Genomic DNA, 12,810 nt, shown 5'->3' on the forward strand with positions numbered 1-12,810 from the left:
AAATTCGTAGGGTGGCTGTCGCGTTCGAAAACCGGACTACCCGCCGAGGAAGTGCCAGATGTGGCCGCGCTCTTCCGGCGGGTCGACGCCGGGCAGTTGCTTGAGCGCCGGCTGAATCGCGTTCCACCAACCCTCGGCGGACTCGAAGCCGGCGGGGTAGTCTCGGTACACGTCCCGCAGGAAGTCGGCCTTCTTCGCCTCCGGGTGGTCCGTGAGGTACTGGTACGCCGCCGACAGCGCCTCGCGGCGGGCGTCCAGCATCGGGCCGCTCCCCGGCAGGTCGGCGCGCTCGATGGCGGACGAGACGGCGGGCGGGTGGTCGAGGCCGTCGGGGTCGTCGGCCTCGCCCGCAACCGCGGTTTCAGGGGAAGAGCCCGGGTCGGTCGAACCCGCGGCCCGTCCCACAGTCGAGTCCGCGTCGGCGGCCATCGGAATCCAGAACACGCGACTCCGAGCGCCGACCTTTCGAGTGGCGAGGTCGCCGCGTTCTTCGAGTTCGTTCAGTTTGTTGTGCGCGGTGCGCCGCGAGCAGTCGAGCGCCTCCATCACGTCGGTGGCGGTCAGCGGACGGGCCGCGTCGTCGCGCGCCTCGAACACCTCCAAGACGGCGTCCAGCGAGATGCGTCCCACGTACTGTCCGTGCTCGTTTCGGGAGCGCGCGCGAGACTCATCGTCCATGAGATGTCCTTTTCACACGACTGCATAAGCCTTTGCACACGAGTGTACTTCCGATTCATTCGTGTGTTATGGCCGAGAAACACGTGTGAAGTGGTCGTTTCGAGAGTCGAGGGTTCGATTTCGGCTCCGAACCCGAACAGACAGAATAGACCATGTAAGACCGTAAATCGGCGTTTAACCGCGTATTTGGCGCAGTATCCACGAGTGTACTGGGTTGTGTACTCCGGGGAAGACGACCGAAACCAGATATGTCATAAATAGCGACGAACGATAGATATTTATCACAAAAGTTGTGTAGCGGATTCCACGATGCACCGCATCAGGCACGAATCTGGAACGGCACAGGCTGGAACGAACTGTGGGGGTGTGCGGCATGGTTAACGCGACCGACGCGCTCATCGCTCTGCTCCCGCTCATCACCATCGCCTATCTGATGGTCGGGCGGTACTGGCCCGCGACGCGGGCGATGCCCGTCGCGTGGCTCGTCGCAATCGGGGCCGGCGTCCTCGGCTGGGGCATGACGCCGCAGTGGGTTATCGCGTCGACCATCAACGGCTTCATCACCGCCTCGAACATCCTGTACATCGTCTTCGGGGCCATCTTGCTCCTGTACACGCTCAAGCAGACGGGCGCCTTCGACGCCATCAACAACGGCTTCGCCTCCATCAGCGAGGACCGCCGCGTGCAGGTCGTCCTGCTCGTGTTCCTCATGGGCTCGTTCATCGAGGCGGCCGCCGGCTTCGGCACGCCCGCGGCAATCGTCGGCCCGCTCCTCGTGGGCCTCGGCTTCCCGCCGCTCGCGGCCGTCGTGGTCGCGCTCACGGGGAACCTCATGGCCATCACCTTCGGCGCGGTCGGCACGCCGCTCATCATCGGGATGATAGACATCTTCGACGACGTGCCGGTCATCACGAACGCGCTCGACGCGCAGGGCATGGGCGTCGAACAGTGGGTGTCCGAAATCGCCGTCTTCGCGGCGATGAACCACGTCGTCGTCGGCGTCGTGCTCCCCTTTATCGGCGTCGCCATGATGACGCGCTTCTTCGGCGAGGAGCGCTCCATCAAGCCGGCGCTCGAAGTCCTCCCCCTCACGCTGTTCGCGTGGGCGTCCTTTTCGGTGCCGTACTTCCTGACCGCCTACTTCCTCGGACCGGTGTTCCCCGGCCTCGTCGGCGCGATGGTCGGACTGCTGCTCACCGTCTCCGCGCTCAAGGCCGGCTTCTTCCACCCCGACGAGGAGTGGGACTTCGCGCCGCAGACCGAGTGGCCCGACCACTGGGTCGGCGACATCCAGCCCGGCGAGACGAGCGAGCGCGGCGGCGCGGTCGCCGCCGACGGCGGCGTCGTCCAGCAGATGTCGCTCTGGAAGGCGTGGACGCCGTACGTCCTCGTCGCGGCCCTGCTCGTCGTCACCCGCGTGTTCGACCCGCTGACGAGCTTCCTCACGTCGAATCTCGTGTTCGAGTACGCCAACATCTGGGGCACGGACCTGACCGGCGACTTCCAGTTGCTCTACCTGCCCGGTGCGGTGTTCCTCGCGGTCCATCTCGTCACTATCGGCCTCCACGACATGGACACGGCGGCGGTCAAAGCGACGTGGGCCGAGACCATCGAGAAAGTCACGCCGGCGGTCATCGCGCTGCTGTTCGCCGTGGCGACCGTCCAGATAATGCTCCAGTCGGGTAACGCGACGGGCACCGACAGCATGCTCATCGTCCTCTCGGAGGGGATGGCCGGCATCGCGGGCGGTGCCTACCCGTTCTTCGCCGCCTTCGTGGGCGCGTTCGGCGCGTTCCTCGCGGGGTCGAACACCGTCTCCGACATCCTGTTCGGCACCTTCCAGTACGGCGTCGCCGACCAAATCGGCACGCCGAAGACCGTCATGCTGGGCGCGCAGGCGGTCGGCGGGGCCATCGGCAACCTCATCGCCGTCCACAACGTCGTCGCCGCGCTCGCGGTCGTCGGCCTCGTCGGCGAGGAGGGTCGCGTCATCCGCCTCGAACTCATCCCGCTTCTGTACTACGGGACCGCGACCGGCGTCCTCACGCTCCTGTTCAGCTACGTGCTGTTCCCGGGCGTGTTCTGACCGGACGGGGGTCCCGACAGGACCGACCTGAATTGTCCCGGCCCGACTCGAACCGGACCGAACCGACTCGGTTCGGGTCGCGAATCGACGCGCAAACCAACCGCGCGCGACCCGGACCGACACCCGTCACCGGGTGTCTTTATCCGTTCACGCAAACCGACATACGACAGAGCTAATCAATGGCATCCAACACGCACGAACCGGCCACCGACCCCGCGCTCGCTGGCGATTACGACTACGTCAGCGACGACGTCGAGCGGCCGGGGCTGGTCGAAGACCTCGAGTCCCTCGTCGAGGGCGACGTGCGCTTCGACACCTACACGAGAACACTGTACGCGACCGACGCATCGGCGTACGAGCAAGTCCCCATCGGCGTCGTCATGCCGACCTCGACCGCCGACGTGGCGGCGGTGATGGAGTACTGCGCCGACCGCGAAATTCCCGTCCTCCCCCGGGGCGGCGGCACGAGCCTCGCCGGCCAGACCGTCAACGAGGCGGTCGTCCTCGACCTCGTCCGCCACATGGGCGGCGTCGAGGAAATCGACCCAGAGGCGCGGACGGCCACGGCCGAAGCGGGCGTCCGCCTCGGCGAACTCAACGAGGAACTCGCCCCCCACGGTCTGAAGTTCGCGCCCGACCCGGCGTGGGGCGACCGCTCCGCGCTCGGCGGCGCAATCGGCAACAACTCCACCGGCTCGCACTCGCTGAAGTACGGCAAGACCGACTACTACATCGAAGAGCTGGAAATCGTTCTCGCGGACGGCACGGTGACGACGTTCGGCGAGGTGAGCGTCGACGAACTCCGCGAGTCCGGCGACCCCGACGGCGACCTCGAAGCGCGCGTCCACGCGGAGGTCGCGCGGATACTCGACGAGGAGGCCGACGAGATTTCCGAGCGCTTCCCCGACCTGAAGCGCAACGTCTCGGGCTACAACCTCGACATGCTCGTCGACGAGATGCGCGGCGAGCGCCGCACGCCGGACGATACCGGCATCGACGAGGACTGGGAGGCCGGCCGCGTCAATCTCGGTCGGCTCATCGCCGGGAGCGAGGGTACCCTCGGAATCGTGACGAAGGCGACCGTCTCGCTGGAGGAGATTCCGAACACCGCGTCGGTGGCGCTTCTCACCTACGACGACGTCATCGACGCGATGCACGACGTCGCGCCCATTCTCGAACACGAGCCGGCGGCCGTCGAGGTCATGGACGACGTGCTGCTCGACCTCGCTCGCGACACCGCCGAGTTCGCGGACGTGGTCGGCATGCTCCCCGAGGGCACGGACTCGACGCTCCTCGTGGAGTTCTACGCCGACTCCGACGAGGACGGCAAACAGAAGGTGGCGAACCTCATCGAAGACCGCGTCATCGACCCCGCCGGCACCGAGTTCGACCCCGACGAGGGCTCGGCCTCGGTGACCGAAACGGAGCGCCGCGCAACCGACTTCATGGAGGCCCACGACGCCGACACCCGCGCGAAGTTCTGGAAGATGCGCAAGTCGGGGCTCCCGATTCTCCTCGGTCGGACGACCGACGAAAAGCACATCGCGTACATCGAGGACACCGCCATCCCGGCGGAGAACCTCCCGGCGTACGTTTCGGACTTCCAGGCCATCCTCGACGAACACGACACCTTCGCCTCGTACTACGCCCACGCGGGGCCGGGCGTCCTGCACATCCGCCCGCTCGTCAACACGAAGACGGTCGAGGGCGTCGAGACGTTCGAGGCCATCGCCGACGAGGTGACGGACTTGGTCGTCAAGTACGGCGGCTCCGTCTCGGGCGAACACGGGGACGGCCGCGCGCGGACCCAGTGGAATCGCAAACTGTACGGCGACCACCTCTGGAACGTCTTCCGCGACCTCAAGACAGCGTTCGACCCCGACTGGCTCCTGAACCCGGGGAACATCTGCGGCGACTACGACATGACCGAGAACCTCCGATTCTCGCCCGACTACGAGTTCGAGGCCGGCTTCGAACCGGCGCTGAACTGGGACAACGACAACGGGTTCGAGGGCATGGTCGAACTCTGTCACGGCTGTGCGGGCTGTCGCGGCCAGCAGTCCACGGTCGGCGGCGTCATGTGCCCGACGTTCCGCGCCGCCGAAGAGGAGATTCAGGCGACCCGCGGCCGCGCCAACATGCTCCGGCAGGCCATGAGCGGCGGGCTCCCCGAAGACGAGATGTTCACCGACGAGTTCGTCGACGAGGTGCTCGACCTCTGTGTCGGCTGTAAGGGCTGTTCGAAGGACTGTCCGAGCGAGGTCGACATGGCGAAGATGAAAGCAGAGGTCGTCCACGAGTACCACCAGCGCAACGGCTCCAGCCTCCGCGACAAGCTCTTTGCAAACATCGACTCGCTGTCGAAGCTCGGGTCGGCGTTCGCCCCGCTCGCCAACGCGGCGACGAAGGTGCCGGGCGCGCGGACGGTCATGGAGAAGACCGTCGGTATCGCCAAGGAGCGCTCACTCCCGAGATTCCACTCGACGAGTTTCGTGGACTGGTTCGAGAGCCGCGGGTCGGCCGACATCACCGAGGCGCAGGCCGACCGCAAGGTGCTGTTGTTCCCCGACACCTACACGAACTACAACCACCCCGAGGTCGGCAAGGCCGCCGTGAAGGCGCTGGAGGCCGCGAACGTCCACGTTCGGATTCCGGAGGGCGTCGCCGGCTCCGGTCGGCCGCCGCACTCGAAGGGCTTTCTCGACAAGGCCCGCGCCGACGCCGAGCAGAACGTCGAGGTCCTCGCGCCCTACGTCGAAGAGGGATGGGATATCGTCCTCTGTGAACCCTCCGATGCGGTGATGTTCCAGTCGGACTACCTCGACTTGCTCTCCGGCGACGACGTGGAGACCGTCGCGACCAACGCCTACGGCGTCATGGAGTACGTCGACGCGTTCCGGCTCGACGAGTCGCTGTCGTTCCTCCCGCAGGATGAGTACCTGACGTACCACGGCCACTGTCACCAGAAGTCCACGAAGAAGGACCACCACGCGGTGGGCGTCCTCCGCCGCGCCGGTTTCGAGGTGGACCCGCTGGACTCGACGTGCTGCGGGATGTCCGGCTCGTTCGGCTACGAGGCCGAACACTACTCCATGTCGAAGGCCATCGGGAACATCCTCGAAGGCCAAGTGGCCGAGAGTCCCGGCGACGTGGTCGTCGCCCCCGGCGCGTCCTGCCGGACCCAACTCGAAGACATGGACGGCGCGGACGACGATCCGCCGCACCCGGTCGAGGTGCTCGCGCGCGCCATCGACGCGTAACGCGGACGCCGCGGCGGCGCTCCGACGGCGCGCATCGCGGGCCCGACTCGGACGCGACGCCGGTCGTCGTCCCACCTCGTTTTTCGTCGCAGATACGTTTAGGGCGCTCCGCGGTCAACCGCGGGACGACCGAGATGCGAGTGAACCACCAATGACACCGATGGAACTCGACGACGTTCGCGTCGACGCGTACATGACGACCGACGTGGAGACCGTCGGGCCCGACGCGTGGGTCACCGACGTGGTCGACCGACTCAAGGCCGGCCCGCAGTACGGCGGCCTCCCGGTCGTCGACGGCGACGACCACCTCCTCGGGTTCGTCGGCGCGATAGACCTCTTGGAGGTCAACGGCGACGTGCGGGTCGAGTCGGTGATGAGCCGCGACCTCGTGGTCGTCCGCCCGGAGATGACGGTGAAGAACGCCGCGCGCGTCATCTTCCGCACCGGCCACCAGTTCCTCCCCGTTGTCGACGACGACCGGGTGCTGCTCGGCCTCTTTTCGAACGGCGACGCGGTGCGGAGCCAAATCGAGCGGACGACGCCCTCCAAGGTCCAGAGCACCCGCGAGATGCTCGAACGGACCCACGACGCGTCAATCAGTGTCGCCGAGCGCGAAGTCGAGGTGGACTCGCTGATTCCGACTCAGCGAGAGGTGTACGGCGACGAACTCGAAGGCCGGAAGTACGAACTCCAGAACGGTCTCGCGGAGCCGCTCATCGTCGTCTCCCACGGAGCCGAGACGCTCCTCGTCGACGGCCACCACCGGGCGATGGCGGCGAGACGCCTCGATATCGACCGGATGCTCGCGCACGTCCTTTCGGTCTCCCCGGAAGAGGTCGACGAACTGGGCCTGCGGAGGATGGCCCGCGTCGGGGGCCTCCAGTCGCTCGCGGACGTGGAGGTCAACGACTACCTCCAGCACCCGCTCATCGAGAAGACCGAGCAGTAGACCGGAAGCGCCGCCGGGAGGTACGAGTCGGAGCGGTGGCCGAGTTACTCGGCGAGGTCGTCGAGCGCGTCGCCGAAGGCGGCGAGTCCGGCTTCCATCGCCTCGGGGTCGCCGCCGAGGGAGATGCGGAACGACTCCGGCGCGTCGAAGAAGCGACCGGGGACGACGAGCACGCCGCGGTCCCACGCGGCGTCGGCGACCGCGTCGCCGTCGGCGGAGACGTGGTCGAGGAAGGCGAACGTCCCGCCGGCGTGGATGCGGCCGTCGAGTTCGTCGCGCTCGGCGACGAACGTGGCGAGGAGGTCGTGGTTCGCCGAGAGGTGTTCGCGGGCGGCGGCCTCTATCTCGTCGCCGTGGTGGAGCGCGCGCCGGGCGAGTGTAGTGCTCGGCTCGGCGACCGCGGGGAGGTACATCGACGCCGAGCGGGCGCGGGAGACGACTTCTTCGGGGCCGATAATCCAGCCGACTCGGAGCCCACCGAGGCCGTAGAACTTCGTCAGCGACCCGGTGACGACGGTGTTGTCGAGGCCCGACGCCGTGATACCTCCGAAGGGACCGTCGGCGGCCGGGTCGACGAAGGGCGCGTACACCTCGTCGACGAGGAGGTAGCCACCGGCGTCGGCCGCGGCCGACGCGACCTCGGCGAGTTCGGCGCGCGGCGTGAGTTTGCCGGACGGGTTGTGGCGGTTGGTGACGATGGCGTAGGCGAAGGCGTCGGTCGAGGCCCCGTCGAGGCGGTGGGGTTCGAGTTCGTAGTCGTACTCGGGCGGGCGGACGAAGCGGTCGACGCGCGCGCCGAGCGCTTCGGACGTAGCCACGAGCGGCTGGTAGCCGGGCTTTTCGACGAGCACCTGCGGGCGCGAGGCGTCAGGCTCGTCGTCTTCTTCTTCGGCGTCTTCCTCGCCGGTCGCGAGGCCGAGGAGCGCGCAGGCGGCGAGGAAGTTCGCGTTCGTCGCGCCCGCGGTGACGAGGACCGACGACTCGGAGACGCCGTAGCGCGCCGCGAGCTGGCCGGCGAGCGTCGCGTCCTCGGGGTCCGAGCGACCGGAGAGAACCGGCGGGACGAGGTCGTCGCCGCGCCGGGACGACCCGAGGTCGCTCGTCGCGAGGTCGTGGGCGGCCTCGTCCGCCCGGTCGACAATCCACTCCAGATAGGGGATTTCGGGGAACGTCGTCGTCATTGGGACTCCTTCGCGGTGGCTCCCGTAAGTCGTTGGGGTCTCGCGGACATCGGCCGCGGCCGCGGGGTCGTCAGCCCCCGTCGACCGGCGGTCGGGGGAGCGACGAGGCGTCCGCCCGACAGTCTTCGATGCGCTCTCTGGCCCACGCGACCGCCGCGGGCGAATCGTTGTAGACGACGCCCGCGAGGCCGCGTTCGGAGTACGCGACCAGGAACGCGACGGGGCCGTCCGGGAGGTCGGAGACGACGAGACTGTAGGGAAGCGATTCGACCGACCGGAGCGAAAAGGAGCTGACCGACCACGCCTCGGCGAGCTGCGGCCGATAGGCGGTGACGAGCCGTTGGACCACGTCGTCGGTGGCGACGAGGTCGACCGGGGTGCCGTCTTCGACGACCGCCCGGTGGTAGGCGTCGACCTGCGAGGGAAGCGCCCCGCGGACGAGGCCGCGTATCGACGTCGAGCCCTCGACGAAGGACGTGAGCTTCGAGAGCACGGGGCCGAGGCCGTCATCGGTGGCGACGACCTCGCAGCCGTCGAGGAAGACCGGCGCGAGCGGCGCGTCCGAATCGAGCGAGTCGAGCACTGCGGCGGCCGCGTCGATGTCGTCCAAACACTCGACGAAGTTCGAGTACGTGTCGAGCGCCATTCGCCCGGCGAGCGTCGGGCGGTGGACGCGGTCGCTCGTCTCGACGAAGCCCGCGCGCTCTAACTCGCGGAGGCCGCGGTCGACGGTCGAGCGCGACACTGGGAGCCCGCTCACGAGTTCCGCGGTGGTCCGAGGCTGGCGAACGACGGCCTCGAGCACGTCAGCCCGCGACGCGAGCACGTCGAACACCTCGTCAGCCTCGGACCGAACCATGTCGAGCTACATGAACGTCGTACTACTTAAAGAACAGGAGAATCGGCCACAAGAATATAAAGAAACATCGTATTTATATATGCCAAGTCACGGTATGACTGAGTGATGCGATGGGTGAAGTAAAGCGTGTAGCAGCAGTATGAGGGTATGCCGGGGTGCCTCTGACAACCGGCTTTTCGTCCGAACCGGGGTGCCCGGTCCGGTTCGGGCGTCAGAGGGGGGAGACATCCCCCTTCACATTTTGCTTCGAAATGCTGCTTCGACGAGCGGTGTCGCCGTCTCGACCGAGTCACCGCGCGCGAGGTGCGCGTCGCACGAACAGTCCGACGAGCCGAAGCCCTCGATTGGGGTCGAACCGAGCGAGGACGCGAGTTCGGTCGCGACCGCGCACTCCACGTCGCGGTCGGTAACGCAGACGACGCGCGCGAGTTCGACGGCCGGATGGCCGCCGAGGTAGTCGACGTGCCAATGGCGAGCGTCGTGGTCGCCGGCCGCGACGCGCCGATGGCGGAGGACGCGTCGCAATCCGCCCGTTCCGAACGCGCTCCCGACGTAGACGTAGGCACCGGCGGAAACGCGGTGCTCGCCCAACGCGCCGACGTCGATGGTCGCCGCGGGCGCGTCGAAGACCAGCGCGTACGTTCCGGCGGGCGACCGAGAACCGAGGGCCAGCGGGTCGTCGTCGGTGCCGAGGACGGCGGGGTCGAGCGTGTGGACTGTCGGATTCTCGTCGGTCGAGTTCCTCGGGTCGTCGTCGGTCGAGTTCCTCGGGTCGTCGTCGGTCGAGTTCCTCGGGTCGTCGTCGGTCGAGTTCCTCGGGTCGTCGTCGGTCGAGTTCCTCGGGTCGTCGTCGGTCGAGTTCTTCGGGCCGGTCATCGGTCGGAGTGCGTCGCCCCGACTACGAAAGCTCGGCGGGTCGCGGTTCGGCGTTGTCGAGGAGGGACGAAAACAGCTCGGCCGCGTCGGCGTCGAGGTCGTAGACGCTGTGGACGTCGTCGGGGTCGCGGCCGCGACCGCTGGCGGCGCCGACGACCTTCGCTATTCTGTCGTAGTTGTCGCGGACGAGACTGCCGAGGAGGCCGGGCATCCCGGCCCGGTCGGTGAGTTCCTTCGCGGCGGCGCGGCCGGCGTAGACGCGGCTCTCCCGCCGGTCGACGAGGACCATGGCGAACGGCACGTCCGCGAACTGGGCGTCGAGGAACGCCTGCGCCGCGTCGTCGTACCACGAAATCGCTTCCACGTCGTCGAGGCGCTTCAGCGCCGACGCGGCGACCGAGCAGTAGGCGCACTCACCGTCGTAGATGAGGACGGCGTCCGCGGATTCGTTCATGCGCTTCCGTCGGGACGCGAAGAACAAAAACGGCGCGGCTACCGTGGCTCGTGCTACCACCTCAGAACTGCGACAGCGTTAGGGCGGCCACGTCCGCAGTAGGCGTGTGGACGACCTCATCGAGTGGCTCCGGACCAGACCGTACTACGAGGGGCAGATTCGGTCTCACCGCCGGTTCGAAGCGCGCGAGCCCGCCTTCGTCGACGTGGACCTCGAACCGCGACTGGCGTCGACCCTCGAAGACCGCGGCATCGACCGACTCTACCGCCATCAGGCCGAGGCGGTCGAGGCGGTCCGCGACGGGAACAACGTCGTCTTGGCGACGCGGACCGCCAGCGGCAAGAGCCTCGCGTACACGGTGCCGGCGTTCGAGCGGGCGATGGACCACGGCGGCCGGACGCTCTATCTCGGCCCGCAGAACGCGCTCGTCGCCGACCAACTCGACACGCTGTCGGACCTCGCTCGCGGCCTCGGCTTCGGCAGCCGCGTCTCGGTCGACCAGTACACCGGCCGGCTGTCGAAGTCCGAAAAGCGCGAGGTCAGAAAGCGGATGCCGACGGTCCTACTTTCGAATCCCGACATGGTTCACTACGCGCTTCTCCCGCACGCCCGTCGGCTGTGGGAGTGGTTCTTCTCCTCGCTGGAGACGGTCGTCATCGACGAGGTCCACGGCTATCGCGGGGTGTTCGGGAGCCACGTCGCGCTGCTCCTCCGTCGGCTCAAGCGCGTCTGCGAGCGGTTCGGCTCCGACCCGCAGTTCGTCTGCTGTTCGGCCACTATCGGCAACCCCGTCGAGCACGCCGCGCGCATCACGGGCGAGCGGGAGGACACCTTCGCGCTCGTCGACGAGGACACGAGCGGGACCGGCGAGACCAACTGGCTCCTGTGGAACCCGCCGGAGTACGAGAACCCCGAGGCCGGCGGGTCGGGGCGGCGGCGCTCGGGCCACGTCGAGACCAAGAACCTCTTCGTCGACCTCGTCGCCCGCGGCCACCAGACGCTGGCGTTCACCCGCGCCCGACAGGCGGCCGAACGGTACGCCTCCGAGAGCGCGAGCGACCTCAGAAGCCGCGGCGAACACGCGCTCGCGGGGGAAATCGCGGCGTATCAGGCCTCCCTGACTCACGACCGGCGGCGGGAGATAGAAGCCGGCCTGCACGACGGCGACATCACGGGCGTCTGGAGCACCAACGCGCTCGAACTCGGCGTCGACGTGGGCGGGCTCGACGTGGTGCTCATCGACGGCTACCCCGGCACGCGGATGTCCGCGTGGCAACAGGCCGGACGGGCGGGTCGCGGCGATAGGCCCGCCTTGGTCGTCCTCGTCGGCGGCGAAGACCAACTCGACCAGTACCTGCTGAACCACCCCGCGGAGTTCTTCGACGGCGACCCCGAGCGGGCCGTCTCGGACCCGGAAAACGACCACCTGCTCCCCTCGCACGTCGCCTGCGCCGCCGCCGAGAACTGGCTCTCGACCGGCGACGAGTCGTACTTCGGCGGGTCGTTCCCCGGCGTCGTCTCGGGCCTCGAAGCCGACGGAACGCTGGCGCGCCGGGAGACGGACGAGGGGCTCCGGTGGACCCACGACGGAAGCGAGAGCCCGCAGCACGCGATGAGCCTCCGGACCATCACCGACCGCGAGGTCCAACTGATGGACTCGCGGAACGACGAGACCATCGCCACGCTGGCGTTCGACGACGCGCTTCGAGACGCCCATCCCGGCGCGGTCTACCACCATCAGGGACAGACGTACGAGGTCGCGGAGCTCGATTTGGACCGCGACGTGGCACGACTCCAGCCGACGTGGGCGGACTACTACACCCGCGTCCTCCACGACAAGCACATCACGGTCGAACGGGACATCCTGTCGAAGCCGCTGTCGACGCGGTCCGACGTGGAGGTCCGGTTCGCCGAGGTGACGATGCGCAAGCAGATTACGGGGTTCGAGCGTCGCGACCCGAAGCGCGGGACGACCATCGGCCAGCAACTGCTCGACCTGCCGGAGACGAGCCTGCGAACGAAGGCGCTGTATTTCACCGTCCCCGGCGACGTGGAAGCGGAGATGCGGGAGCTATCGAGCGACCGCGCGGAGGGGCGCGACTACGGCTTCAACGGCGGCATCCACGCCGCGGAACACGGGATGATTTCGCTGTTTCCGCTCCGGCTCCTCTGTGACCGCGGCGACATCGGCGGGCTCTCGACGCCGTACCACAGCCACACCGACCAATCGACAATCTTCATCTACGACGGCCACCCCGGCGGGGTCGGTATCACGCGCGCCGGCTACGACATCGCCGAGGGACTGATGCGACAGACCGCCGAACTGATTTCCGACTGTGACTGCGAGGACGGCTGTCCCTCCTGCGTGCAGTCGCCGCAGTGCGGGAACGCGAACGACCCGCTGGCGAAGGATACGGCGGTCCTGCTGTTGGAGTCGCTGGCGGGAACGCGGGCCTGAAGCAGCGAG

The 12,810-nt window shown here is 67.8% G+C and carries 9 protein-coding genes; 4 read left to right on the forward strand and 5 right to left on the reverse strand.

Annotation, left to right across the window (positions count from 1 at the left end; translation table 11 throughout):
• Positions 1–36: 36 nt before the first annotated feature.
• Positions 37–678 (reverse strand): HTH domain-containing protein, encoded by a 642-nt coding sequence (locus tag BN984_RS14970; protein ID WP_008093685.1) that lies wholly within the window; start codon positions 676–678, stop codon positions 37–39.
• Between the two features lie 373 nt (positions 679–1,051).
• Between BN984_RS14970 and BN984_RS14975 the strand changes: the two genes are divergently transcribed.
• The 3 genes from BN984_RS14975 (at position 1,052) to BN984_RS14985 (ending at position 6,973) form a co-directional block, all read left to right on the forward strand.
• Positions 1,052–2,764 (forward strand): L-lactate permease, encoded by a 1,713-nt coding sequence (locus BN984_RS14975; RefSeq protein WP_049968544.1) that lies wholly within the window; start codon positions 1,052–1,054, stop codon positions 2,762–2,764.
• Between the two features lie 179 nt (positions 2,765–2,943).
• Positions 2,944–6,024 (forward strand): FAD-binding and (Fe-S)-binding domain-containing protein, encoded by a 3,081-nt coding sequence (locus tag BN984_RS14980; RefSeq protein WP_008093689.1) that lies wholly within the window; start codon positions 2,944–2,946, stop codon positions 6,022–6,024.
• Positions 6,025–6,184: 160 nt separating this feature from the next.
• The gene (locus tag BN984_RS14985) at positions 6,185–6,973 is read left to right on the forward strand and encodes a CBS domain-containing protein (protein ID WP_008093691.1); all 789 of its coding nucleotides are present in this window, start codon (positions 6,185–6,187) and stop codon (positions 6,971–6,973) included.
• 44 nt (positions 6,974–7,017) lie between these two features.
• Here BN984_RS14985 and BN984_RS14990 read toward each other — a convergent pair whose 3' ends face one another.
• The 4 genes from BN984_RS14990 to BN984_RS15005 all read right to left on the reverse strand — a co-directional run bounded on the left by BN984_RS14990 (position 7,018) and on the right by BN984_RS15005 (position 10,343).
• On the reverse strand, positions 7,018–8,154 hold the full coding sequence (locus BN984_RS14990; protein ID WP_008093693.1) for a pyridoxal phosphate-dependent aminotransferase: 1,137 nt from the start codon (positions 8,152–8,154) through the stop codon (positions 7,018–7,020).
• 70 nt (positions 8,155–8,224) lie between these two features.
• Positions 8,225–9,013, reverse strand: coding sequence for a helix-turn-helix transcriptional regulator (locus tag BN984_RS14995; RefSeq protein WP_008093695.1), 789 nt, complete (start codon positions 9,011–9,013; stop codon positions 8,225–8,227).
• Positions 9,014–9,247: 234 nt separating this feature from the next.
• Positions 9,248–9,685, reverse strand: a complete 438-nt coding sequence (locus BN984_RS15000) for a GIY-YIG nuclease family protein (RefSeq protein ID WP_049968638.1) — start codon at positions 9,683–9,685, stop codon at positions 9,248–9,250.
• A 226-nt stretch (positions 9,686–9,911) separates the two neighbouring features.
• Positions 9,912–10,343 carry a DCC1-like thiol-disulfide oxidoreductase family protein gene (locus BN984_RS15005; RefSeq protein WP_008093698.1) on the reverse strand — a complete coding sequence of 144 codons (432 nt, stop codon included), beginning with the start codon at positions 10,341–10,343 and terminating at the stop codon, positions 9,912–9,914.
• A gap of 106 nt (positions 10,344–10,449) precedes the next feature.
• On the opposite strand from BN984_RS15005, the gene BN984_RS15010 reads away from it, so the two are divergent.
• A complete protein-coding gene (locus BN984_RS15010; RefSeq protein ID WP_049968545.1) occupies positions 10,450–12,801 on the forward strand; it encodes a DEAD/DEAH box helicase in 2,352 nt (783 codons plus the stop codon).
• The last annotated feature ends 9 nt before the right edge of the window (positions 12,802–12,810 follow it).

The organism is Haloferax prahovense (assembly GCF_000723845.1).
GTDB lineage: Archaea > Halobacteriota > Halobacteria > Halobacteriales > Haloferacaceae > Haloferax > Haloferax prahovense.

What these genes read in the sequence shown, in the direction of transcription:
- BN984_RS15005 (WP_008093698.1), bottom strand. Translation starts at nt 10,343, where the DNA reads ATGAACGAATCCGCGGACGCCGTCCTCATCTACGACGGTGAGTGCGCC.
- BN984_RS14980 (WP_008093689.1), top strand. Translation starts at nt 2,944, where the DNA reads ATGGCATCCAACACGCACGAACCGGCCACCGACCCCGCGCTCGCTGGC.
- BN984_RS14990 (WP_008093693.1), bottom strand. Translation starts at nt 8,154, where the DNA reads ATGACGACGACGTTCCCCGAAATCCCCTATCTGGAGTGGATTGTCGAC.
- BN984_RS14970 (WP_008093685.1), bottom strand. Translation starts at nt 678, where the DNA reads ATGGACGATGAGTCTCGCGCGCGCTCCCGAAACGAGCACGGACAGTAC.
- BN984_RS14975 (WP_049968544.1), top strand. Translation starts at nt 1,052, where the DNA reads ATGGTTAACGCGACCGACGCGCTCATCGCTCTGCTCCCGCTCATCACC.
- BN984_RS14985 (WP_008093691.1), top strand. Translation starts at nt 6,185, where the DNA reads ATGGAACTCGACGACGTTCGCGTCGACGCGTACATGACGACCGACGTG.
- BN984_RS14995 (WP_008093695.1), bottom strand. Translation starts at nt 9,013, where the DNA reads ATGGTTCGGTCCGAGGCTGACGAGGTGTTCGACGTGCTCGCGTCGCGG.